Origin of the sequence: Nonomuraea sp. NPDC050790 (genome assembly GCF_044456745.1) — a bacterium.
Classification (GTDB): Bacteria; Actinomycetota; Actinomycetes; order Streptosporangiales; family Streptosporangiaceae; genus Nonomuraea.
The window spans coordinates 432920-457018 of sequence record NZ_JBITGF010000003.1 but is presented as its reverse complement, the minus strand read 5'-3'; the positions used below and the strand labels follow the sequence as shown (position 1 = coordinate 457018).

Annotated in this window: 15 protein-coding genes; 11 read left to right on the top strand and 4 right to left on the bottom strand. The window is 72.3% G+C overall.

From position 1 onward, the window contains the following. Positions 1–5 precede the first annotated feature (5 nt). A complete protein-coding gene (locus ACIBEJ_RS16945) occupies positions 6–476 on the top strand; it encodes a winged helix-turn-helix transcriptional regulator (protein WP_397183657.1) in 471 nt (156 codons plus the stop codon). Here the strand turns inward: ACIBEJ_RS16945 and ACIBEJ_RS16940 are convergent. Both ACIBEJ_RS16940 and ACIBEJ_RS16935 read right to left on the bottom strand, forming a co-directional pair. Continuing rightward, entirely contained in the window at positions 401–1768 is a 1368-nt protein-coding gene (locus ACIBEJ_RS16940) for a hypothetical protein (protein WP_397183656.1), read from the bottom strand. The genes ACIBEJ_RS16945 and ACIBEJ_RS16940 overlap by 76 nt on opposite strands. 50 nt (positions 1769–1818) lie before the next feature. Beyond that, positions 1819–2505: a polysaccharide deacetylase family protein gene (locus tag ACIBEJ_RS16935; RefSeq protein WP_397183655.1), complete on the bottom strand. Its 687-nt coding sequence runs from the start codon at positions 2503–2505 to the stop codon at positions 1819–1821. Positions 2506–2673: 168 nt separating this feature from the next. On the opposite strand from ACIBEJ_RS16935, the gene ACIBEJ_RS16930 reads away from it, so the two are divergent. From ACIBEJ_RS16930 to ACIBEJ_RS16885, 10 genes are all read left to right on the top strand, one after another. Beyond that, positions 2674–4635 (top strand): arabinofuranosyltransferase, encoded by a 1962-nt coding sequence (locus ACIBEJ_RS16930; RefSeq protein ID WP_397183654.1) that lies wholly within the window; start codon positions 2674–2676, stop codon positions 4633–4635. A gap of 15 nt (positions 4636–4650) precedes the next feature. Beyond that, a complete protein-coding gene (locus ACIBEJ_RS16925; RefSeq protein WP_397183653.1) occupies positions 4651–5388 on the top strand; it encodes a glycosyltransferase family 2 protein in 738 nt (245 codons plus the stop codon). Then, a complete protein-coding gene (locus ACIBEJ_RS16920) occupies positions 5385–5723 on the top strand; it encodes a DUF2304 domain-containing protein (protein WP_397183652.1) in 339 nt (112 codons plus the stop codon). Before ACIBEJ_RS16925 ends, ACIBEJ_RS16920 begins: the two co-directional genes overlap by 4 nt. Positions 5724–5725: 2 nt before the next feature. Then, positions 5726–6151, top strand: a complete 426-nt coding sequence (locus ACIBEJ_RS16915; protein ID WP_397183651.1) for a GtrA family protein — start codon at positions 5726–5728, stop codon at positions 6149–6151. Then, positions 6114–7574 carry a hypothetical protein gene (locus ACIBEJ_RS16910; protein ID WP_397183650.1) on the top strand — a complete coding sequence of 487 codons (1461 nt, stop codon included), beginning with the start codon at positions 6114–6116 and terminating at the stop codon, positions 7572–7574. The genes ACIBEJ_RS16915 and ACIBEJ_RS16910 overlap by 38 nt, the downstream gene beginning before the upstream one ends. A 100-nt stretch (positions 7575–7674) precedes the next feature. Then, positions 7675–11046, top strand: coding sequence for a CDP-glycerol glycerophosphotransferase family protein (locus ACIBEJ_RS16905; RefSeq protein ID WP_397183649.1), 3372 nt, complete (start codon positions 7675–7677; stop codon positions 11044–11046). 81 nt (positions 11047–11127) lie between these two features. Continuing rightward, positions 11128–14574 (top strand): CDP-glycerol glycerophosphotransferase family protein, encoded by a 3447-nt coding sequence (locus ACIBEJ_RS16900; RefSeq protein WP_397183648.1) that lies wholly within the window; start codon positions 11128–11130, stop codon positions 14572–14574. Positions 14575–14646: 72 nt separating this feature from the next. Continuing rightward, positions 14647–18105 carry a CDP-glycerol glycerophosphotransferase family protein gene (locus ACIBEJ_RS16895; RefSeq protein ID WP_397183647.1) on the top strand — a complete coding sequence of 1153 codons (3459 nt, stop codon included), beginning with the start codon at positions 14647–14649 and terminating at the stop codon, positions 18103–18105. Between the two features lie 35 nt (positions 18106–18140). Next, entirely contained in the window at positions 18141–18950 is an 810-nt protein-coding gene (locus ACIBEJ_RS16890; RefSeq protein WP_397183646.1) for a CDP-alcohol phosphatidyltransferase family protein, read from the top strand. 21 nt (positions 18951–18971) lie between these two features. Beyond that, complete coding sequence (locus ACIBEJ_RS16885) at positions 18972–20015, top strand: sulfotransferase family protein (RefSeq protein ID WP_397183645.1); 1044 nt, start codon at positions 18972–18974, stop codon at positions 20013–20015. Between the two features lie 262 nt (positions 20016–20277). On the opposite strand, the gene ACIBEJ_RS16880 is transcribed toward ACIBEJ_RS16885, so the two are convergent. Together ACIBEJ_RS16880 and ACIBEJ_RS16875 are read right to left on the bottom strand one after the other, a co-directional pair. Then, positions 20278–21339: a glycosyltransferase gene (locus tag ACIBEJ_RS16880; protein ID WP_397183644.1), complete on the bottom strand. Its 1062-nt coding sequence runs from the start codon at positions 21337–21339 to the stop codon at positions 20278–20280. Continuing rightward, positions 21336–24005: a CDP-glycerol glycerophosphotransferase family protein gene (locus tag ACIBEJ_RS16875; protein WP_397183643.1), complete on the bottom strand. Its 2670-nt coding sequence runs from the start codon at positions 24003–24005 to the stop codon at positions 21336–21338. Before ACIBEJ_RS16875 ends, ACIBEJ_RS16880 begins: the two co-directional genes overlap by 4 nt. Between the last annotated feature and the right edge of the window lie 94 nt (positions 24006–24099).

The following is a 24099-nucleotide window of genomic DNA, read 5'->3' as shown; positions in this document are numbered from 1 at the left end:
CTTTCATGTCCCAGGGGAACACCGCTGTACCAGGCCAGCTCACGACGCTGGAGGACGCTCAGGCGCTCATCGAGATGGGCGAGTGCCCGATCCCGCCGCGCGAGATCCTCGACCGGATCGCCGGCAAGTGGGCGATCCAGATCATCGTGGTGGCCTCACGGGGACCGGTCAGGTTCACGGAGCTGGAGCGGACGGTCGAGGGCGTCAGCCGCCGCATGCTGACGCTGACCCTGCGCAACCTGGAGCGCGACGGCATGCTGGAGCGGACGGTGTATCCGACGGTGCCGCCGAAGGTGGAGTACCAGACCACGCCGATGGCCCTTGAGCTGTACGAGGCGCTGCTGACGGTGACCAACTGGTCGCGCAAGCACAGCGCCTGCGTGGCGCGGGCGCGCGAGAACTACGACCGGCGCCTGAAGGAGGAGACCAGCAGCGGCAGCAGCATGACGCCGACGAAGATGGGCGTGGCCATGTAGCGGAAGTCCTGGGCGGAGATGTTGGCCAGGATCGCCAGTTGCTGGCCGAGGACCACGGCGGCGACGCCCAGCGCGTAGCGGTTGCGCAGTGACCAGGCGGCCAGCGCCACCGCGAGATAGGACAGGTAGGACCACAGGGCGCCGCGCCACAACATCCAGTCGACGGACTTGTCGAGCGTCACGTCCAGCCAGGCGCCGGCCACCGTGTTGAGGCCGGAGTTGAGCGGGCGCAGGGTGAAGACCTCCCTGCCCCGGTAGTCGGGCACCTGGTCCGCGCCGATGTAGGAGTCGGCGTTGGGGCGGCGGGAGAAGCGGTAGGTGTCGCCGCCGGTGTCCTCGTCGTCGGCCCAGAGCTGCCAGGCGATCGCGCCCCTGCACAGCCGGGCGTCGATGACCAGGGCCGGTTCCTCGATCAGCAGCCGTTTCCACAGGTCGAGCAGTTCCGTGGCGTGGGCGTCGGCCTGCGGCCAGCTGAAGTCGCCGCGCCAGATCAGCGGGTTGATGGTGTGGCAGGTGCCGCCCCGGTCCCAGCGCCGGAGCGGCGCGACCGTGGCGAGCATGGCCCGGTCGCGGTTGTCGAACAGCTCGGGACGCTCGTGGTAGGCGACCGCGATGTCGCCGAAGGCGGTGTGGTAGACGTAGGTCTTGCTCGGCGCCGAGATCCCGACCAGCGGGAAGAACAGGTTGCTGAGCAGCAGGGGGAGCGCGGCCGCGGCGGTGCCGAGCAGCGCCAGCCGTACCCTCATGAGGGGGACGACGAGCAGCAGCGCGGCGACGGTGACGGCGACGACCAGGAACCCGTTGGCGCGGAAGAGCCCCAGCAGCGTGAAGAGGGCGGCCAGCGCGGCCAGGCGGCCGTTGGTGAGGTCGCGGTCGGCGGCGATGCGCGCGCAGACGCCGGCGATCGCGACGGCGCAGATCGTGAAGGGCACGTCCTTCCACAGCGCGACGGAGAACGCGCCCAGCGGCGGCAGGAACGCCAGCAGGATCGCCATCGCGTTGGTCCAGCGCGGCGGCGCCCCGAGCGCGATCAGCGACCGCGCCAGGAACGTCAGCGTCAGGGCGGTCGCGGTCGTCTGCAGCAGCGTCACCGCGCCGAGGTCGCCGGTCAGGCGCATGCTCAGCCACAGCACGGAGTCGTAGAGGACCGAGTGGTCGCTGATCCACGGTCCGGCCATGGTGTGGCTCAGGTAGAGGACCGAGTCCCGGCTGAACAGGCCGGGGTGGAAGGCCGCCCACCAGCAGAGCAGCACGATCTGGATGGGCAGGAACGTGGAACGGAGAACGCGCATGAGTCCTTGGAACGGGGAGGGTGCACCTGGGTGCAAACCCTACCCATCTCCTACGGATAAACCATTCCGGGTTCCAGCTTCTTGCCGCCCGCGAGCTGGGGCACGGTGACGAGCGTGTAGCCGCGCTTCTTGAGCTCCTTGATGATCTCCGGCATCGCCCGCACGGTCTGCGGAACGGTCTCGTGCATCAGGATGACCCCGTCCCGCCTGGCCAGCCGCAGCACCGCCGCCTTGATCTTCCTGACGTCGCGCGACTGCCAGTCGAGGGTGGTGCCGGTCCACATGACCTGTGCCAGGCCCTCCTGCGCGGCCAGGTCGAGCACGCGCTCGTCGGTGTGCCCGTACGGCGGGCGGAACATCTTCGGCGTGATCCCCGCCACCCGCTCGACGATCTCCTGCGTGAGCCGCAGCTCGGTCGTGACCTGCTCGTCCATGAGCGAGGGCAGCGACGGGTGCCCGTAGGTGTGGTTGCCGACCGCGTGCCCGTCCGCCACGGTCTTCCTCAGTACGGCCGGCCGCCGCTCCACCTGCTTGCCCGTGACGAAGAACGTGGCCTTGACCTTCGCCTTCTTGAGCACCTTGAGCAGCTCGGAGGTCGTCGTGCCCGGTCCGTCGTCGAACGTCAGGGCCAGGCACTTGGCCTTCGCGCAGTCGACCTTCGCCGCCTGAGCGGGAAGGGAGGGAACGACTGTTCCCGCCACGAGTACCGCCAGCACCGCCACTCCACGCCCGACCACCGGGCACCACCTCCCCTTCGCGAACCCCGCAAGTCTGGCATATCCCCGATATTCGGCTTCCTTATCGTGCGCCGCCACCACCTCCCGGGGAATTGATTGCCCCACCATTGGGATGTCGGGAGGTCAATCCGCCGCGCACCGGCGCCGATCGGCGAGAGGGTCGAGGGCGTGCGCCTGCTCACACCTCGCCTCACGCCGGTCGCGACCGAAGCGGAGCCCGCGGTCAGGGCGGGGCGGGCGGCGCTGGTGGCCTTCGGCGTGTACACGGTGCTCCTGCCGCCGGCCCTCCTTGTCCCCGGCCTGGCCGGCGCCGACCCGTTCACGCTGCGCGGCACCCTGTTCCCGCTGGCCGTCGGCTTTCTGCTGGCCGTACCCCTGCTGGCGGTGGCGCTGATGTGGCGGCGCCCGGCCGTCTACGACGTGGCCGCCGCCGCGTTCGCCGCGTGGACCGCGCTGGCCATGCGGGCGGCCCTGCACGGCACGCCGTTCGGCTTCGACGGGCTGTCCGGCGACATGGCCAGGATGGCCTCGATGGCCACCAGGTTCAGCGTGGTCGCGGCCAGCAGCGACGGCATCGTGGAGGGCGTCGCCGCCGAGTACCCGCCGCTCTACCCCTGGCTGATCGGCCGCGCCGCCGCGCTCACCGGCATCCCCGCCTGGCAACTGCTGGCCGAGGCGGAGATCGTCTGGACCTCCGCCGCCGTCGTCGCCGCCTACGCTCTGTGGCGCAGGACCACCACCGCCCCGGTCGCGCTGGCCCTGGCGGTCTTCAGCCTGGTCGCGTTCTCCTACCCCTGGAAGGCGTACGAGGTCTTCGCGCTCGCGGTCTTCATCCCGTGGGCGCTCGGCACGCTCGCCGCCCGCCCAGGCGGGCGCATGCACTGGCTCGGCTCGGGACTGCTGCTCGGCCTCATCGTCCAGCTCTACCTCGGCTTCTTCCTGTACGGCATCGCCGGCCTCGTGGCCCTAGTCGTCTACGCCTTCACCCAGAGCGCCGACCGGTGGGGCCTGCTGTGGTACTTCACCAGGGTCGTGGCCGTCGGCCTGGCCGTCTCGGCCTGGTACGTGGCGCCGTACCTGGTCACGCTGGCGACGACGGGCGGCCAGAACGTCGCCGACCTCTACGCCACGCCGGCCGTCGCCGCCTCCTCCTTCCCGTTCATGGAGCCGTCCTTCCTGGGCGCGATCGAGGCCGCGGGCCTGGTCGGGGCCGTCGTGCTGCGCAACAGGACGTGGTGGGGCCTGCCGATGGCGCTGCTCATCGCGGGCACGTACGCCTACCAGGGCGCCTACGCCGTCGGCTTCGTCCTGACCGGGCACACCGGGATGGCCCACCACTCCATGCACCTGCTGCACGGCCTGCTGCTGGCCTCCGGCGTGCTCTCACTGACCTGGCTCGTGCCGAAGCTGCCGGTCAAGCCGTGGGCGCAGGTGGCGCTGGCCGTCTGCGTCGTCTGGTCGGGCAGCTACCTGTGGCGGTCCTGGTCCCCGGTGCCGGTGGGCTCGGCCGCCGCCTCGCACGCGCAGGGCGTACACGCCGCAAGGGCGCACGCCGAGCCGCTGCCCGACGGCAGGATGCCCGTCAGCGGCGCGGCCGGGCAGCAGGAACTGCGCGAGATGGGCGCGACGCCGCCCTCGGCCTTCCCCGTCGCCGAGATCCGCCGCGCCGTCCGCGAGCACTACGGCCCGCACGCGCGCCCGCGCACGCTGGCCGTCGACGAGCGCCTCTACGCCTACCTGCCCTGGCCCGGCTACCTGCCCGTGGTCAGGACCGCCGCGCTCAGCGTCGTGCGCTGGGACGACCGATACGCCGAGCTCAGGCGGCTGGCCGCCATCTCCGACCCGGACCGCTTCGCCGAGGCCACGCGGGCGAGCCGGTTCGGCGGGATCGACGTCTTCGTGCTCTGGGCCCGCAAGGGCGCCTGGACGTGGCGGCCGGTGCTGGCCGACGGCAGCACGGCGCAGTTCTCCCCGGCCCAGTTCGCGCCCCGGCACTTCGCGATCGTGCGGGACCTGCCCGGCGGGATCGTCGTCGCGATCAGGCTGCCCGAACGTCAAGTCTCGGCAAGGAGTGAACCAGGACCGTGCCGAGGCGCAGCGTGTGCGGCCCTGTACGCCCATGCTTCCTGACAGGGAGGGGAAGCGATGCGGGTACTGATCATCATTCCTGCGTACAACGAGGAGCAGTCGATCCGGCTGGTCATCGGCGAGCTGGAGCGCGCCTGCGGCTACGCCGACATCCTGGTCGTGGACGACGGGTCCGCGGACTCCACCGCGGCGCTGGCGGAGGCGGCGGGTGTGGCCGTGCTCAGGCTTCCCTACAACCTCGGTGTCGGCGGCGCCATGCGCGCGGGCTACCGCTACGCGCTGGAGGGCGGCTACGACGTGGCACTCCAGGTCGACGCCGACGGCCAGCACGACACGCGCTACATCGGCAAGCTGGTCGCCGCCGTGGAGTCGGCGGACATCGTGATCGGATCGCGCTTCGCGGGGGCGGGCACGTACACGAGCGCGAAGTTCGGCAGGCGGCTGGCCATGCGGCTGCTGGCGATGGTCGTCTCCGGCCTGGCCAGGACCAGGCTGACCGACGTGACCAGCGGCTTCAGGGCCGCCAACCGGAAGGCGATGGCGATCTTCGCCGTGCACTACCCGGTGGAGTACCTGGGCGACACCGTGGAGTCGCTGGTCATCGCGGTGCGCAGCGGGTGCGTGGTCAGGCAGATCCCAGTCAAGATGCGGCCCCGCGAGTACGGCACCGCCAGCCAGTCCACGCTGCGCGCGCTCGTCTACCTGGTCAGGGCCGGCGTGGCACTGGGCCTGGCGCTGATCAGGCGCTGGGAGCCGGTGCGCGCCGCCGAGCTTCCCGAGAGAGCCGGAGTATGAGCGTCTACATGCTGGGCCTGGTCGGCGCCCTCGTCACGGTCTCGATCGTCTTCGAGATGCTGCGCCGCAGGAAGCTGCGCGAGAAGTACGCCACGTTCTGGGTGCTGCTCGCCGCGGTGATCGTGGTGATCGCCCTGTTCCCGGACGTGCTGGCGGGCGCCGCCGCGCTGCTCGGCGTGCAGGTGCCGGCCAACCTGCTGTTCTTCCTCGGCAGCCTCGTGCTGCTGGGAGTGAACGTGCAGCTCAGCTCGGAGCTCGGCCGCCTGGAGGAGCGTACGAGGACGCTGGCGGAGGAGGTCGCGCTGCTGCGGCTGTCCGGTCGCGAGCACCGCTGAGCATGAGCACGCTCAGGAGCCTGCTGCGCTTCCTGCTGGTCGGCGGGCTCAGCTACGCCGTCGACCTCGGCGCCCTCTACCTGCTGCACGGCAGGCTGTCCCTCGGGCTGGCCCCGGCCACGCTGCTGGCCTTCCTGCTGGCGCTCGTCGTCAACTTCACCCTCAACCGGTCGTTGTCCTTCGCCGCCGCGCCCGGCCGGGTGCGCCGCCAGTTCCTGCGCTACTGCGCCCTCTGCGCCGTCAACTACGGCCTCACCCTGCTCGGCGTGCTCGGGCTGGTCGAGCTCGGCACGCACTACCTGGTCGCGAAGACCGTCATGGTCGGTGTGGGGGTCGCCGTCAATTTCGTCCTCTGCCGCTACTGGGTCTTCCCCGCGGTGAGCCATCGGAGTGAGCGACCTGACTACCATCCAAGCGTCCCCGTCTGAGCGGACCGCGACCACGGCGCGGCCGTCCGGGACCGACCGGCTGCCCGTCCTCGTCTTCACCGGCTGCCTGGCCGTCTACCTGCTGTGGTGGGCCGCCTTCTACCCCGGCCTGATGAGCTGGGACTCCATCACCTACGTCTGGCAGGTGACGACCGGCAACTGGCGCGCCGACCACTCGGTGCTCTACGACGCGCTGGTGTGGCTGTCGCTGGCCGCGACCGGCGACCTGGCCGCGCTCACGCTCGTCCAGGCCGCCGCCGCCGCGCTCACGCTGGCCGTGCTCGCCCGCGTGGTGCGCGACTTCGGCGTCCCGTGGGCGTGGTGCCTGGCCGCCGCGCTCGCCGTGGCCGCGCTGCCCGCCACCGGCACGTTCGTGGTGACGGTGTGGAAGGACGTGCCGTTCGCGCTGGTGCTGGTGCTCATGACCGCGACGCTCGGCCGCCTGGTGACGCGCCGCCGCTCCTGGCCGCTGATCGCCGCGCTGGGCGTGGAAGTGCTGGTGCTGTGCCTGCTGCGCAACAACGGCTTCCTGTTCGCCGCCATCGCGATCGCCCTCGCCGTCGTCCTGCTGCCCCGCGCCAGGGTACGGCTGGCCACCGCCGCAGCCGTCCCCCTGGCCGCCGTCTACCTGGTCACCGCCTACGCGTACCCGGCCATGAGCGTGGACCCGGTGCGCCCCTGGCTGAGCTACGCCACGGCCTACTCCGACATCGCGGTCACCTACGCACGCCGTCCCGCCGCCTTCCAGGAACGCGACCTGGCGCTGATGGCCCGGATCGCCCCGCTGGAGCACTGGAAGTCCAACGCCAACTGCCTCAACGCCGACACCACGCTGCGCCCCGGCTTCGACGTCGGCCGCGCCGACCGGCTCTACGAGAAGCTCGTCTCCCTGTGGGTGCGGCTGATCAAGCGCGCCCCGGACGTGGTCACCGCCGCCCGGCTCTGCCGCGGCTCGGTCGCCTGGGTCGCCTTCCCCGCCCAGCCGGGCGAACGCGTGCTCGTCGGCCTGCCCAACGTCCCCGCCGACCTGTACGGCTGGCGCGCCTCGGGCCAGACGATGGACGCCAGTCCGTACCGTCCGATCCTGGCCACGCGCCCGCTCTCGCAGCCGCTGCACGACGCCGCGGTCTTCGTCAGGGGCCTGTCGCTGACCGAGCAGTTCGAGTGGCTGCTGTGGCGCGGCGCGACCTGGTGCTACCTGGTCTACGCCGCGGCCGCCGCGCTGGCCTGGGCGGGACGCCGGCCGGCGGCGCTCGTGCTGGCCGCGGTCGTGGCCGGGCACCAGCTCGCGGTCATGGCGGCCATCCCGGCGCAGCTGTTCAGGTACATGGCGGCGCCCATCATGATCGGCATCATGCTGCTGCCCGTGCTGGTCGCGGTGCTCGCCAAGAAGCTGCGCCGACCCACCGGAGAAGGTCAATAGATCGCCTGGTCTTCCCCTGCTCCCTGCCAAGCGACCCGGTGATCGTGTCGCCAATGGCCATGCTGACAGGCGGTTGCACGTCGATCGGGAGGAAAGATTCGTGACGCCTGCGCTCAGCGTCGTCGTACCGTTCCACAACGTCGAGCCCTACCTGGAGCACTGCCTGGCGTCGCTGGCGGCCCAGGAGTTCCCGGATCTTGAGGTGATCTGCGTCGACGACGGGTCGAGCGACCTCAGCCCGGTGATCGCCAAGGACTTCGCCGGCCGCGACCGCCGCTTCACGCTGCTCCAGCAGCAGCACAGCGGCCCGGGGCCGGCCCGCAACGCCGGGATCGCGCTGGCCTCCGGCCGCCTGCTGGCCTTCGCCGACGGCGACGACTACGTGCCGCCGGAGGCGTACGCCACGCTGATCGAGAGCCTGGAGCGCACGGGATCCGACCTGGCCTGCGGCAACGTGTGCTGCTTCGACTCGGTGACCACGTGGCGCTCGCCGATGCACGCCGACATGTTCGCCAACACCGTCGAGCGCACGCACGTCAGCCGGATGCCGGTGCTCATGACCGACAGGACCGTCTGGAACAAGGTCTACCGGCGCGCGTTCTGGGACGCCGCCGAGCTGGCCTTCCCGGCCGGCTACTACGAGGACACGCCGGTCGCGATCCCCGCGCACGTACTGGCCGAGAGCGTCGACGTCCTCAGCACCGTGGTCTACCACTGGCGCCAGCGCGACTCCGGCACCCGCTCGATCACGCAGAGCCGGCGTGAACGCGGCCACCTGGAGGACCGGGTCTCCACGATCGAGACCATGCGCGCCTTCCTGCGCCGCGACCATCCGGCGCTGCTGCCGCTCTACGACGAGCACGTGCTGCGCAGCGACCTCATCCCGTTCCTGAAGGCGTTCGAGTTCGCCGACGGCCGCTGCGACTACCGCGAGCGCTTCTTCGACCGGCTGGAGCCGCTGCTGGCCGCGATCCCCGGCAAGGTCGCCCAGTCCGTGCCGTGGCTGGAGCGGCTCGCCTACCACCTGGTACGCACCCGCGCGACGGACGCGCTGACCGGTCTGCTGGCCGACCGGCGCACCGGCCGGGCGTTCGCGGTCCGGCGGCGCTTCTTCGACTTCTACGTCGACCATCCGCTGCGCGCCAAGGGCGGCGTGCCGGCGCGGCTGTTCCGGCTGCGGCCCGCCGAGGTGGCGCTGGTCGCCCAGGCCGACCGGGTCAGCGAGGCGGGCGCGGGGTTCCGGGTCGGCGGGCACGCGTACTTCGAGGGGCTCGACGCCGCCAGATCCACGATCAAACTGTGGCTGCACCCCGGTGACGGCCGCCGCGTGGAGGTGCCGGTCCGCAGGGTGAGCAGGCCGGACGTCAGCGAGGCCCATGGCCCCGAGCCCGCCTGCTACGACCACTCGGGCTTCGAGGCCGACCTCGACGTGACCGGGCTCTGGACGCCGTCAGGCCCCGCCACCACCTGGGAGGTCAGGGTGGAGGTGCGCAACGGCCGCGCCCAGGCCGAGATGCCGCTGCCGCTGCCGGCCCGCGTGCTGCCCGCGCAGTCGCTCAACCGCTGGCTGTCGCGCTCGGCCAAGATCGAGGCCGTCAGGAACAAGGGCAACCTGGTGGTGCGCGCCAGGACCGTCCGGGTCGTGGCCGAGTCGTGCGTGGAACGGCCGGGCGGGCTCGAACTGCGGGGCCGCGTCTTCACCGCAGTCGGCGCCGGCGAGCTGACCGCGACCGACAGCGGAACGCGGCTGCCGGTCGATTTCCAGCGCGGCAAGGACGGCACCGCCTTCAGCGTCCTCGTCCCGGACGACGCGGGCTTCTCCGGCGCGGTGTGGCTGGAGAGCGGCAAGGAGCGCTTCAAGGTCTTCACCGCCGAGCACTGGGCCGACGGCTCCGGCGCCACCCCCGGCGGGGAGCGCTGGCTGAGCGCCACCCGGGCCGGCGTGCTCACCGCGACGAGCAGGGAGCGGCGGCCGGCCGTACTGACGGCGGAGTGGACGCGGGCGCGCACGCTCACGCTGCGCGGCCACCACCGGGGGACGGCCAGGCCCGCCCGCTTCCGGCTGGAGCGCGAGGGCGGCGGAGGCGTTCACGAGCTGCCGGCGACGTGGGAGGGCCAGAGCTTCACCGTGGAGCTCGACCCGGCCGCGCTGCCGGTCTTCGGGCAGCGCCTGCCGCTGGCGGCGGGAACCTGGCAGCTCACCGCGGTGGCCGACGACGGCAGGGCCGCGGTCCTCATCACCAACAGCGCGCTGCGCGAGGCGGGCGGCGAGATCACCGTGGGCGCGCACGACCTGCGCCTGCAGTCCGACCCGGACGACACGGCCGAGCTGCGGGTGCGCCCCGTCGCGGCCACGGGCAAGGCGGCGCTGCAGCGCGCGCTGGAGCGGGACTACCCGCGCCTGCGCGCCCTGCCCACCCTCGACCTGGCCGTCTTCGAGTCGTGGGAGGGCCGCCAGTACTCCGACAACCCGCGCGCGATCTTCGAGGAACTGCGCCGCAGGGACGCGGCGCGCGAGTGCGTCTGGGTGAGCGCCGACGGCCGCTTCGAGCCGCCCCCGGGCGCCCGCACGGTGGTCAGCGGCAGCGCCGCGCACGTCGAGGCGCTGGCCAGGGCCTCGCTCATCGTCTCCAACGACTGCGCGCCCGAGTGGTTCGTCGCCCGCGAGGGCCAGCGCTACGTCCAGACCTGGCACGGGACCCCGCTGAAGACGATCGGGTACGACGCCAGGCGGCACGCCTTCCCCGCCGCCGTCGACTACGCCAGGCGCCTGGCCGACGACGTCGCCCGGTGGGACCTGCTGCTGTCGCCCAGCCCGTACTGCAGCGAGGTCTTCCGCCGCGCCTTCGGCTACCGCGGCGAGATCGCCGAGGTCGGCCAGCCCCGCAACGACCTGCTGCGCCGCCCGCCCGCCGAGGGGCTGAGGGAGCTGCTCGGCATCCCGCCGGGCAAGAAGACCGTCCTGTACGCGCCCACCTGGCGTGACGACGAGATCGGCAGAGGCGACCTCTACCGGATGAACCTCATGGTCGACCTGGCAGAGCTGCGCGAGGGCCTGGGCGAGGACCACGTGCTGCTGGTCCGCGCCCACTCCAAGGCGGCGCTCGCCATGCGGCCGCTCGGCGAGCCCGGCTTCGCGATCGACGTGAGCGCCTACCCGGAGATGGCCCACCTGCTGAGCCTGGCCGACGTGTTCGTGACCGACTACTCCGCCGCCCTGTTCGACTTCGCGGTGACCGGCAGGCCGATGGTCTTCTTCGCCCCCGACCTGGAGGGCTACCGCGACCACGTGCGCGGCCTCTACCTCGACTACGCCACGCAGACGCCGGGGCCCGTGACGGCCTCGACCGCGGAGCTGGTCGCGGCGGTCAGGGCGGCTGAGGTCGGCTACGGCGCCGCCTTCCTGGAGAAGTACTGCCCCCTGGACGACGGCCAGGCCGCAGCCAGGGCGGTGGACCGGATTCTCGGCTGAGACGCCAAATCTCGGCAACGGGAACCCCGGCTGATCGCGATGCCGACGCCACGCCCGGTACGTCCTCAGGATGCTGGACCCATGGGTTGCCCGAAGATCAGTATTGTCGTCCCCTTCTACAACGTGGAGCGCTACCTCCGGCCCTGCCTGGAGTCGCTCGCCCGGCAGACGCTGACCGACCTGGAGGTCGTCATGGTCGACGACGGCTCGCCCGACGGCGGCGCCGTCATCGCCAAGGAGTTCGCCGCCCGAGACCCCCGCTTCCGCCTGGTCCAGCAGGAGAACCAGGGGCTCGGGCCGGCGCGCAACACCGGGGCGGGCCACGCGGGCGGCCGCTACCTCGCCTTCGCCGACAGCGACGACCTCCTGCCGCCGCAGACCTACGACCTGCTGGTGAGCTCCCTGGAGAGCACCGGCTCCGACCTGGCCTCCGGCGACGTGCGCACGTTCGGCACGGCCGGGGTGCGACGCTCCTGGCTGCCGCGCGGGCTCTTCCACGCCGACCGGCCGCGTACCCACGTCCGCAGGGACAACCGCCTGCTGTGGGACCGCTCGGCGTGGAACAAGGTCTTCCGCCGGTCCTTCTGGGACGCCGGCGGCTTCGCCTTCCCGCCCGGCCTGTACGAGGACGTACCGGTCACCATGCGCGCCCACGTGGCCGCCGAGACCGCCGACGTGGTCAGGGACGTCGTCTACTACTACCGCCAGCGCGACGGGGCGGGCGCGCCGTCCATCACCCAGCGCGACGGCGACCTGGTCAACCTGAGCAGCCGCATCGGCGGGCTGCACGGCGTGGCCGCCTTCTTCGCGGCCGAGGCGCCGGAGCTGAAGAACGCCTTCGACCGGACCGTCCTCATCGGCGACGTCCGGCGGGTGGTCGAGGCGCTGCCCTCGGCCTGCGACGAGGACCGCCGCACGCTGCTGGACCTGGCCGCCGGCTACCTGCGCGGGGTGGACCCGGCCGTCCTCGCCGAGGTGGCGCCCGCCCACCGGCTGAAGTTCTCGCTGGCCGCGGCCGGTGACCTGGACGCGCTGCTCAGGGCGCTGGAGGCCGAGCGCCGCGCGCACGAGCCCGCCGCGATCGTGCGGCGTGGCCTGCTGCGCCGCCGGCTGCTGCACGACCTGCCCGAGGCCGCCGGGCGGGTGCCCGAGCCGCTCCTGCGCGCCGAGCGCGACCTGTCCCTGCGCGCCAAGGTCGACTCGGCGGCCTGGCACGGCGAGACCCTGCGCCTGCGTGGCCACGCCTACATCGAGCGGCTGGAGATGGCCGAGCGCGACGGCCTGCGCGCGTGGTTGCAGGACACCCGCTCCGGCGCCCGGGTCACGCTCAAGCTCACCCGCGAGCGGCGGCCCGACGTCACCGCCGCCTCCGGCCAGTCGCACGTCTGCCTCGACTGGGCGGGCTTCACCGCCGAGGTGCCCGCGAGCGTGCTGAAGACCGGCGAGCGCTGGGCCCCGGGCACCTGGGAGCTGCGCGTCGCCGTCACCGCGGGCGGGCAGGCCAGGGAGGGCCTGGCCGGCCTGTCGCCGGACGTCGCCGAGCGCCGCCCGGCCGCCCGCCCGGTGGGCGAGCGCTGCTGGATCCGCCCCCTGTTCACCGAGGCGGGCCGCTTCCAGATCCGGGTGCGCAAGCCGAAGGCCGTCGTCACCTCCTGCCGCCCCAGCGAGGACGGGCTCCTCGTCGAAGGCTGGATCAGGCGCCTGGCCAGCGCCGAGCCGCCGGTCCTGGTGGCCACCAGAAGGCGCGACGGCGCGGAGGTGCGCCGCCCGGCCGTCTTCACCCCCGAGGACGAGCGGCACCAGAGTTTCACCGTGACGATCCCCGCCGCCGACTTCGCCGACCCGCCGCGCGGCCCGCTCGCCGACCCCATGCTGTGGGAGGGCGAGGACAGCCGGTGGAGCCTGTCCTTCGAGGCGGGCGAGGAACAGCTCCCGCTCGCCGCCGACGACCTGCCGCCCGTCCGCGTCCCCGCCGCCGACCAGGAGGCGGTCCTCACCCAGACCTGGTACGGCTCCGCCGACCTCGTGCTCCGCCCCCGCCGCCCCGTCCTGGCCGAAGCCCACTGGAGCGCGGCGGGCGAACTCGTCGTCACCGGACACCACCTCGGCGGCCCCACCGGGCTGCGCGCGGGCAGGCGGATCGAGGGCGACGCCCGCGCGTTCGAGGTCACCTGGGACGACGACCGCTTCCGCGCCGTGCTGGACCCGTCCGGCCTGCTGCCCGGCGCCTGGGAGCTGCTCGACGCGGCAGGCGGCCCGGTCGTCACCGACGGCGCCGCGCCCCTGCCCGCCGCCCGGGTCCACGACGACATGGAGTACGCGCCGCGCGCCACCGAGAGCGGCGCGCTCCTGCTCAACGTCAGGCAGGCGCTGGCCGACGACGAACGCGGCCGGTACGCCCGCCGCGTCCTGGAGCAGGAGGTCTACCCGGCGCTGCGCAGGGAGCCGGTGCGCGAGTGCGTCGTGTTCGAGAGCTGGGAGGGCAAGCAGTGCTCCGACAGCCCGCGGGCCGTCTTCGAGGCGCTGGCCGGGAGTGGGCTCGACCTCGTCTGGGTGCGCAGGGAGGGGCGCTTCGCCGTACCGGTGGGGGCGCGCTCGGTCGTGCGCGACAGCAGGGAACACGTCGAGGCGCTGGCCACGGCCCGCTACATCGTGTCCAACAGCACGCTGCCCGCGTGGTTCCGCAAGCGGCCGGGACAGGTCTACGTGCAGACCTGGCACGGCACGCCGCTCAAGCGCATCGGGTTCGACATGGACACCGTGCACAGCGCCGAAGGCGCCGCCTACCTGGAGCGCTTCGCCGCCGACGTGCGGCAGTGGGACCTGCTCATCTCGCCCAACGCCTTCAGCACGCCCATCATGCGCCGGGCCTTCCGTTTCGAGGGCGAGGTCGTCGAGTGCGGCTACCCGCGCAACGACGCGCTGCTCGCGCCCGGTGCCGACGAGCGCGGCCGGGCCGTACGGCGGGCCCTCGGCGTCCCCGACGGCAGGCGGGCCGTGCTCTACGCGCCGACCTGGCGTGACGACGAGCACGCGCACGGCCGCTACCGCTTCGACCTGCGCATCGACCTCGACCGGGCCAGGGCGGAGCTGGGCGGGGACACGATGCTGCTGGTGCGCGGCCACAGCAACGTCACCGCCGGGATCCCGGAGAGCGACGGGTTCGTGGTCGACGTGACCCGCCACCCCGACGTCACCGAGCTCTACCTGGCCGCCGACGCGCTGGTCACCGACTACTCCTCGGTCATGTTCGACTTCGCGGTCACCGGCAAGCCCATGGTCTTCTTCACCTACGACCTGGAGCGTTACCGGGACGAGCTCCGCGGGTTCTACTTCGACCTGGAGGCCGGGGCGCCGGGGCCGCTGGTGCGCGACTCCGAGGCGCTGATCGGGGCGCTGGCCGATCTGGACGCGGTCGCGGCCGGGTACGCGGGGGCGTACCGGAGCTTCCGCGAGCGGTTCTGCGAGCTGGACGACGGCGGCGCGGCGGCGCGGGTGGTGAGCCGGGTCTTCGGCCGCCGGCGCTGAAGGCCGTCGAGGGGGTCCCGGGGCCGCTTCGGCTCCGGGACGTGTCTGAGCTGGAGGTACATCTTGGCCCGAGTGAGCATCGTCGTCCCGATCCACGACGTGGCGCCCTACCTGGCCGCCTGCCTGGAGTCGCTGCGGGCCCAGACGTGGCGGGACTTCGAGGTCGTCATGGTGGACGGCGACGGCGACGGCGACGGCGACGCCGCCGCCGTGGCCGCCCGCTTCGCTGAGGAGGACCGCCGCTTCCGGCTGTTCGCGCGGGAGGGCACAGGTGTCGGGGCGGCCCGTAACCACGGTGTCGGGAAGGCCGATGGCGAGTATCTCGTCTTCCTGGACGGCGCGGACCTGCTGCCGCGCCACGCGCTTGAGACCATGGCCGCCACCCTGGACTCGACCGGCTCCGACCTGGTGACGGGGAACGTGCGGTGCTTCACCTCGCGCTCGGTCCACCCCTCGCGACCGCACCAGCCGATCTTCCTCAACCCGCGCCTGCGCACCCACGTCACCCGCCACGACGTCCTGCTCAAGGACCGGCAGGTGACCAACAAGATGTGGCGGCGCGCCTTCTGGGACCATCACGGCCTGACCATGCCGGAGGGCGTCCCGCACGACGACACCTTCGTCGCCCTGCGCGGCCACTTCAGGGCGGGCTCCGTGGACATGACCTCGGTGCCCGTCTACCTGCGGCGCGAGCCGGAGGACCGCGCCGCCCCTGACCACGCGAGCGTCAGGGCGATCGAGGACCTGGTCGGCTCGGCCCGCTGCGTGCGCGCGTTCCTGGCCGACAACGGCTGGGGCGACAGGATCGACGGCTGGGACCGCATCGTGCTGCGCGCCGACCTGCCCGCCTTCCTCGGCTCGCTGCGGCACGGCGGCGACGACTACCGCGAGCGCTTCCTCGACCTCGCGGGCGACTACCTCTCCTCGGTACGGCCCCGCGTCCTGTCCGCCCTGCCCGCCGACCGCAGGGCGACGTGGGAGCTGGTGCGCGCCCGCAGGATGGGCGACCTGCTGGAGTTCCTGGAGTGGGAGTCGGCCGCCAGGGGTGCCGCCCGGGTGCGCAGGCGCCCGCACGGCTACCACCTCGACCCGCCGGTCCCGCTGCCGTCCTCGGCCACCCGGCTGCACCACAGCGAGCTGGAGCTGGTCCACAAGGTCGACGCCGTGACCGCCGGGGACGGCCTGCTGGTCGTCGAGGGCCAGGCCACCCTGCGCCACCTCGGCCCGGCCAGGCGCCTCTCGGCCCACCTGGTCGAGGACGCCACCGGCGAGCGGATCAAGCTGCCCGTGACGACGTTCCCCGCGCTGGCCCAGGACTGGAGCGGGTTCCGCCTGGTCGTCGACCCGGCGGCGCTGCCTGGCCGTGGCGGCGACTGGCACGTCCTGCTGACGGCGGCCCACCGGGGCCGGCGCAGGAGCGCCAGGCTGGCCGAGTCGCCCGGCACGCAGCCGGTCCGCGGCGGAGCCTTCGAGACCGCTCAGGGCAGCGTCTGGTTCTCGTGGACGGAGGCCGGCGGGCTGCGCGTCCAGGCGGGCAGGGTGGCCGCCGAGGTCACCGCGTACCGGCTCGACGGCAACGGGCTGATCTTCCAGGGCCGGCTGCCGGCCTCGGCCGGGCCCACCGCGGCCGAGGCCGGGCCCATCCCGGCTGAGGCCGGGCACATCTCGGCCGAGGCCGGGCCCATCCCGGCTGAGGCTCCTCAGGTCACGCTCGTCAGGACGCCCGGCGACGTCGTACGGCGCTGCCCGGCCGTCGTGCGCGGCGGCACGATCGAGTTCGCCGTGGACGTACGCGACCTGCTGCCCGCCCTCGGCCTGGCCGACCCGAGGCTCGACGAGACCGCGAGCTGGCTGGCCGAGATGCCGGGCGCGGGCCCGATCCGCCTGGCCGCGCCGGGAGCCCGCCACGCCGTCGGCGGCCGCGACCTGATCGTCGAACGCGCGCCCACCGGCCATCTCCGCCTGCGCGAGCAGCCGGAGACGCTCCACCTCGACAGGGCCTCCTGGGACCACGACGGCACGCTGACCCTCGGCGGCTCCCTCGTGCGCGGCGGCGACGGCCCGGCCGAGCTGGTGGCCAGGCACACCGGCCACGGCGCCGACGTGCGCTTCCCGGTGACGATCGCGGGCGGGCGGCTGCGGGCCGAGCTTCCGGTGCTGCGCGTGCCCAGGTTCGGCGGGGCGGTGCCGGTGCCGGCGGGGGCGTACACGCTGAGCGTGCGCATGGACGGGCGGCCGCTCAAGCTGGAGCTGCGCGCGCCCGCGTGCGCGGTGCGGGCGGGTGGCCGCGAGCTGGAGCTGGCGGCGGCAGGCGGGGAGGCCGGGCTGAAGGTCGGCTCCGACCTGGCCAAGGAGGAGCGCGGCGAGCGCAGGCAGCGCCGCCTGCGCGAGGTGCGCTACCCGCGCCTGCGCGCCGACGAGCTGCGGGACACGGTCTTCTTCGACTCCTACACCGGCAGGCGGTTCGCCGACAGCCCCAGGGCGATCTGCGAGGAGCTCGCGCGCCGCGGCACCGAGCTGGACCTGCTGTGGAACGTGCGCGACGGGCAGGTGGAGCTGCCGCCGGGGCTGGTGCCCGTGCGGACCGGCAGCGCCGCCTACTACGAGGCGCTGGCGCGCAGCCGCTACGTGATCACCAACACGCACCTGCCGCCGTGGTTCCGCCGCCGGGAGGGGCAGGTGGTGGTGCAGACCTGGCACGGGACCGCGCTCAAGCGCATCGGCTTCGACATCGAGACCGTCAGGTTCCCCCGCACCGGCTACAAGGACCGGCTGCGCACCGAGGTGGGGCAGTGGACGCACCTGCTCTCGCCCAGCCCGTGGGCCACGCCGGTGCTGCGGGGGGCGTTCAGGTTCGAGGGGGAGGTGGTCGAGGCGGGCTACCCGCGCAACGACGTGCTCCGGCGGCCCGAGGCGGCCGAGGGGGTGCGGCGGCGGCTCGGCCTGCCGTACGGGAAGAAGGTGGTGCTCTACGCGCCGACCTGGCGCGACGACGAGCACGCGAACGGCCGCTACCGGTGCGAGCCCCGGCTCGACCTCGCCAGGATGGCCAGGGAGCTCGGGGACGAGTACGTCTTCCTGCTGCGTGTCCACCCGAACGTCACCGAGCGGCCCGAGGTGTCCGGCGAGCGGGTGATCGACGTGTCGGCCTACCCCGACATCCAGGAACTGTTCCTGGTGGCCGACGTCCTCGTCACCGACTACTCCTCGGCCATGTTCGACTTCGCGGTCACCGGCCGGCCCATGCTCTTCCACACCTACGACCTGGAGCACTACCGCGACACGCTGCGCGGCTTCTACTTCGACTTCGAGGCCGAGGCGCCGGGCCCGCTGCTGCGCGAGACCGGCGAGGTCATCGCCGCCGTGGCCGACCTCGACGAGGTCAAGGAGAAGTACGCCGGGCTGTACGCCGACTTCGCCAGGACGTTCTGCCCCCTCGACGACGGCCACGCGGCCGCCCGGGTCGTCGGCCGAGTCTTCCGGGATGGTCAAGAAGCGGCATGGACATCCTCCAGTAGTTCCAGAGAGTAATCGGTTCCCAACCGTGAGTGGCCATGCTGGAATCCATGAGGACCTATTCGCTCGATGACGTCTACGCGACACGCAAGCGGAGAGACTCCTGGTGGACCGTGTACTTCGTGGACCCGGTCGCCTGCCGGGTCGCGCTGACCGTCGCCAACCGCACGAGCGTCACACCCAACGCGCTCACGGTCTTCTCGCTGGTCCTCGGCCTGGTGTCGGCGGCCTGCTTCGCGGTTGACGAACTGGCCGCGGGGGCGGTCGTGTTCTACCTCAGCTTCATGATCGACTGCGTCGACGGGAAGATCGCCCGGCTCAAGGGCACGGGGACGCCGTTCGGCCTGTGGCTCGACTACGTGGGGGACCGGGTCCGGGTGGTGTGCTGCGCCGCCGGCCTGGCCATCGGGCAGTACCTGCTCACGCACAACGTCGAGTTCATCGTGCTGGGGGCGGCGGTGGCCGTGCTGGACCTGTTCCGGTACGTGAACGCGCCGCAGATGAAGCGCGTCCGCGAGGTGGTCAGGGAGGGCATGCCGCCCAAGCCCGCGCCCGCGGTCGAGGTTTCCGAGGAGGTCGTCGTCCGGCCCGCGCGCAACCCGTCGTTCATGCGCAGGCTCAACAAATATCTGGCGCGCCGGCGGGTGCGCTCCCATCTCATCAGCGGAATCGAGTTCCACGCCGCCGTGTTCGTGGTCGCGCCCCTCATCGGAGCGGCGGCGCTCATCCCGATCTCGGCAGCCGCCAGCGTGCTGCTGCTGGCCAACGAGATCTTCCTGGTGTATCGCATGTGGCTCTTCGCGCGGCGCTTCGCCGTCGTGTCCTCCTCCCAGGAGAGCCGAGAGCACGTTCTCGTCTAAGTTTTCGGGGGTAACGAAGCTATGTCGGATCGGCCGATATTCGTCATCGGGTGTCCACGTTCAGGGACCACGATGCTGCAGCTCATGCTGCACTCGCACCCGCGCGTCGCGGTGCCGCCGGAGACCCGCTTCCTGGTGCCGGCCTACTACCGGCGCCGCGTGTTCGGGGACCTGCGGGTCGCCTCGGCGCGGCAGGCGCTCGCGCAGTGGATCGCGACCGACAAGAACACCAAGTTCCGCGAGCTGAAGATCGACAAGGACGACTACGTCCGCGAGTCCGCCGAGGGGCCCGGCTCGCTCGGCTCGGTCATCGGCACCGCCTTCCGCATGTACGCCGACCGGTTCGGCAAGGCCCGCTGGGGCGACAAGCGGCCCAGCTACGTCAAGCAGGTCGACCTGCTGCTGCGCCTGTTCCCCGACGCCCAGTTCATCCACCTCATCAGGGACGGCCGCGACTGCGTGTCGTCGCTGAAGGAGATGCCCTGGTACACGCTGGACTCCTTCCACGCCGTCTCCACCTGGGCCGAGGCCATCGACGCCGGAGCCAAGCTGCGCAAGACGATGCCCGAGGACAGCTACTACGAGCTGCGCTACGAGGACCTCACCGACGACCCGGCCACCGAGATGAAGAAGCTCTGCCACTTCCTGGAGGAGGACTTCGACCCGGCGATGCTCTCGCCGCGCGAGGCCGCCCAGGTCGCGGTTCCCGTCCACAAGGTGTGGCACAGCAACACGCACGGCGAGGTCACCAAGTCCCGCGTCGGAAGCTGGGCCACGCGCCTGGAGGACTGGGAGATCTCGCTGTGCGAGCAGGTGCTCGGCGAGCGCCTGGAGGCCATGGGCTACGAGCTCACCGGCGCCGAGAAGGCGGCCAAGGAGCACGTGCTGGCCTTCCAGAAGACCATGCAGAAGCGCAGGGCGTCGCGGATGCGCAAGGGCATGCGCGACCGCATCAACCGCCTGCGCGAGCCCAGCCCGGTCGCCGCCCTGCTCACCACGGGCCAGCGCGCCCTGGCCGGCATCCCGCAGCAGCGCGCCGAGACGCCCCTGACCGAACGCGTCTGACCCTCTTCTCCGGTACGGCGGGGCCCCCGGGCCCCGCCGTTCCCGTGTCATCCGACGGGCGCGATGTCGCTCGCCAGGGTCCAGGCACGCGTGCACCACGACGTCGGGGGTTCTGAGGTGGAGCGGGACGTTCCGGAGGATGACCTCGACCTCCGTGTTCACCTCCACGCGGGGCACGGTCACGGGACGGAGGCCGTGCTGCGCGGCTTGGTCCCACGCTCATCGGCGGCTCCGCTCGTCAAGGCATGGCGGAAGCCTAGGGTCAGCGGGTCATGTGGGTGAAGAGGGATTCCCAGCGGTCCAGGACGTGGTCGAGGTGGAAGCCGGCGGCGTGGGTGCGGGCGGCGGCGCCCAGGCGGCGGCGTTCGTCCAGGGACGACATCAGGTCCGACAGGGCCGAGGCGAACTTCTTCACGTCTCCGGCGGGGACGAGTTCGGGGCCTGTGGAGCGGACGCCGCCGGAGACGTCGAAGGCCACCGACGGGACTCCGTGGGCGGCGGCCTCCAGGAGGACCACGGGCAGGCCCTCGTGTTCGCTGGTCAGCGCCAGCACGGCCGCGTTCATGTACTCGGCGGGCATCCGCTCCGCGGGGACCCTGCCGCGGAAGACGACGCGGTCGGCCACGCCCTCGCGTTCGGCGTGGGCGCGCAGGCGGGACTCCTCGGCGCCGTCGCCGAGCAGGTGCAGCTCCCACGGCGGCACCGCGGCCCTGGCGAAGGCGCTGATCAGGCGGTCGAAGCGCTTGACCCCCTCCAGGCGGCCCACACCCAGGACCCTGGGCGTGGTCAGCGGGGAGGTCTGCTCGGGCCAGGCGGCCAGCGGGTTGGGCAGCGACCACGTGTTGGGCAGCAGCGCGTGCTCGGAGAACAGCCACGCGTCGTCCTCACTCAGGAACACGGCCTGGTCGAGCCCCGGGTAGTGCCGCCGGATGGAGCCCAGGTGCCAGGAGCCTCGGGCGTGCTCGTACGACCCGTGGTACTGGCCGATCGGGCGCAGGCGGCGCGGCAGCATCGGAGCCACGCGGGTGACCACCCCGGGCGAGGTCAGCACGGCGAAGCCGGGCGTCACCGACTCGAAGACGGCACGCAGCCGGCGGTCGGCCGCCTTCCTGGCCAGGCGGCCCTCGGGGCCCATGGGGCCGCGGCCGACGACGTGCCGTCGGTAGCGGGGCTCGGCCACGTACCGGAAGGGCGTCTTGGCCCGGTGCAGCCCGACGACGTGCACGTCGTGGCCGCGCACGGCCAGCCCCTGCGCCAGCGTGTGCGTGACCTGCTGGATGCCGCCGAGCGTGTCGGCGTCCATGCACGCGAAGACGATGCTCATCGTGTCCCCCAGAGCACCGAGCCGTTGGTGACGGGTTGTTCGAGCGGCACCGCGAAGAAGTCCTGGACGACCCGGGCCGCGGCGTTGCCTCTTTCGTCGGCGCACCACATCTCGCGGAAGGCCGCGTACTTCTCCGAGAAGGAGGTGTGTACAGCCGGCAGCGCCCGAAGGCAGGTGACCACGTCCTCGGTGGTGGTCAGGCAGGGGCCGGGGGCGATCGACGGCAGGTCGTGGTAGACGCCGCGCTCGGCCAGGCGGTAGCTGTCCCAGTCGTCGATGTAGAACAGCATGGGCCGGCCGGTGACCGCGTAGTCGCACATGACGGAGGAGTAGTCGGTCAGCAGCGCGTCGGAGGCCAGCATCAGGTCGTTGACCTCGGGGTAGGAGCCGGCCGGGCGGACGAAGTGCCGTACGTGCTGGGGGACGTTGTAACGTTCCACGGGATGGGTGCGCAGGATCATCACCCACTCGTCGGCCAGTTCCTCGGCCATCGCCTCCAGGTCGACGCGGACCGACATGCCACTGCTCTTGGCGGTGTCGCGGTAGGTGGGGGCGTAGAGCAGGACCTTCTTGCCCGGGGGCAGTTCGAGGTCCTCCCAGACCTTGGGCACCGGTTCGCCGCGGACGAGGGCGTCGCAGCGTGGCGTGCCGTACCGCAGGAGCGGGCCGGTGTAGCCGTTGGACGGGACGAAGACCCGCGTGAACTCCTCGCTCGGCGCGACCAGCGCGTCCCAGCGGGCGACGGCGCGGCGCCACTGCTCGCGCGGGCCGGCGAAGTCGGCGCGCAGGTCGGGCGCGTCGAAGCCGATCGACTTGATGCCCTGGCCGTGCCAGGTCTGCAGGTAGCGGGTGCCGGGCGGTTTGGGGTAGTCGAGGGGGAAGCCGTGGCTGTCCACCCAGATGCCGGCGCGGGCCATGATCCAGATGTAACGCCAGCTCATCCGCCGGACCAGCCCGGCGTCGCCGGGGAAGTTCCTCCTGCCGCGGGCGACCGACCAGATCACCCCGATCGGCAGCTCGCGCCGGCGCAGCTCCTCGTAGATGGCGCGGGGGGAGCCCGTGTAGCCCTTGCCGCAGTCGGCCTCGAACAGCGCCAGGTCCTTGCGCCGCGGCACGACCCTGATCAGCGCTTTGTAGACGCGCAGCTTCATGGCCGGGGTGCTGACCCGGGAGAAGAACTCGCGTTTGAGCTTGCCCACCAGCCTGCGCCGGACCGTCGGGGCCGTGACGCGCAGGAACGCCGAGGCGCCCGCGGCCTGGACGGTGTAGCCGTTGAGCGGGATCGGCTCCAGGTTCGGGTCGACCAGCAGCCGGTCGGTCGTCGTGTGGCCGTCGCTGTCGCGGGTGAAGCCGATGCGCGGGTCGCCCTTGCCCGCGGGGGTGAAGACGATCTCGCTGAGGTAGCCGTCGCCGCTGGGATGCGGGTGGATGGGGAAGCGGTGCCCGCCGTAGGTCATGAAGGCGGTCCAGTCGGTGGGCAGCACGCCGAAGGGGTCGTAGGTGTGGACGGTCATCGCGACCCTGCCGCCCTCCGCGGCGATCTCGGTGACCTCGTGGCGCAGCCGGGCGGCGCTGAAGGGCAGCTCGGCCAGGCGCAGTCGGGTGATGTCCATGCCGGGAGTGAGCGTGGTGCCCCAGTAGGTGCGGCCCTCGTGCCTGATCGCGGCGCGCGGCGGCGCGGCGGCGCCGGTGAGGGAGCGGACCGCCACCCGCAGGTCGTCGACGCGGTCGTCGAGGATCAGGTGGCAGCAGACCCTGGCCATGGGCTCGATCCTGTCGATGACCTCGTGCGGGATCGTCGACAGGTAGGGGCGCACGACCGCGGCGAACTCCTTGACCCACACCAGGTCGCGGGCGGGCAGCGGGTTGAGGTAGACGCGCAGGTCCTGGCGCAGGAAGCGGTGCTGGCGCTCGGGGAGCAGGTCCTCGCGCCCGTAGTCGCTCAGGATCTTGTCGCTGCGCTGGGCGGCGATCATGCGGTGCCGTACGTTGTCCATCTCCTTGATGCTCAGCGAGATGGAGGTGTGCTCGGCGGCGCGGTGCCAGTGGTAGACGACCCAGGGCACGACGGCGAAGCGCCGGGAGATCGCGTAGAGCTCGGTGGCGAAGACGTGGTCCTCGTAGTGGATGTCCTCGGGGAAGCGCAGGGCGTGGCGGCGCAGGAAGGACACGTCGTAGAGCTTGTTGGTGCTGAAGGAGTCGATGAACAGCTCGGGGTCCTCGGCGATGCCGTGCACGATCCTGCGGCGGGCGAACAGGCTCGGGTAGTAGCGCTCCAGGCGGCCGCTGGGCTCGTAGAGGCGGGAGATCTGGCCGGAGACGAAGTCGGCGCCGGTGCGTTCGATCTCGGTCAGGAGGCTCTTGCAGGCGTGCCGGGGCAGCTCGTCGTCGCTGTCCAGGAACATGATGTAGGGGGAGGAGGCGGCGTCGATGCCGTCGTTGCGCGGGGCGCCGCAGCCGCCGCTGTTCTCCTCGCGCCGCAGGTAGCGCACGCGCGGGTCGGCTCTGGTGAAGGCGCTCACGGCCCGTTCGGTCCCGTCGGTGCTGGCGTCGTCGACGACGATCACTTCGAGGTCGCGCAGGGTCTGTCGCAGCACGGAGCGCAGGGCTCTGGGCACTCGCTCGGCATCGTTGAAGGTGATGATGACAACGGTGCAGTCCGGCATGCCCATCTCCCCCGAGAAGTCGAACGCTCGGGTTCAGGCATTCCCCCTCTTCGGGTGATGTGTCCGGACTTGATGGTGTTTTTACTGCTGATCT

What these genes read in the sequence shown, in the direction of transcription:
- ACIBEJ_RS16945 (WP_397183657.1), top strand. Translation starts at nt 6, where the DNA reads ATGTCCCAGGGGAACACCGCTGTACCAGGCCAGCTCACGACGCTGGAG.
- ACIBEJ_RS16940 (WP_397183656.1), bottom strand. Translation starts at nt 1,768, where the DNA reads ATGCGCGTTCTCCGTTCCACGTTCCTGCCCATCCAGATCGTGCTGCTC.
- ACIBEJ_RS16925 (WP_397183653.1), top strand. Translation starts at nt 4,651, where the DNA reads ATGCGGGTACTGATCATCATTCCTGCGTACAACGAGGAGCAGTCGATC.
- ACIBEJ_RS16920 (WP_397183652.1), top strand. Translation starts at nt 5,385, where the DNA reads ATGAGCGTCTACATGCTGGGCCTGGTCGGCGCCCTCGTCACGGTCTCG.
- ACIBEJ_RS16915 (WP_397183651.1), top strand. Translation starts at nt 5,726, where the DNA reads ATGAGCACGCTCAGGAGCCTGCTGCGCTTCCTGCTGGTCGGCGGGCTC.
- ACIBEJ_RS16900 (WP_397183648.1), top strand. Translation starts at nt 11,128, where the DNA reads ATGGGTTGCCCGAAGATCAGTATTGTCGTCCCCTTCTACAACGTGGAG.
- ACIBEJ_RS16890 (WP_397183646.1), top strand. Translation starts at nt 18,141, where the DNA reads ATGAGGACCTATTCGCTCGATGACGTCTACGCGACACGCAAGCGGAGA.
- ACIBEJ_RS16885 (WP_397183645.1), top strand. Translation starts at nt 18,972, where the DNA reads ATGTCGGATCGGCCGATATTCGTCATCGGGTGTCCACGTTCAGGGACC.
- ACIBEJ_RS16880 (WP_397183644.1), bottom strand. Translation starts at nt 21,339, where the DNA reads ATGAGCATCGTCTTCGCGTGCATGGACGCCGACACGCTCGGCGGCATC.
- ACIBEJ_RS16875 (WP_397183643.1), bottom strand. Translation starts at nt 24,005, where the DNA reads ATGCCGGACTGCACCGTTGTCATCATCACCTTCAACGATGCCGAGCGA.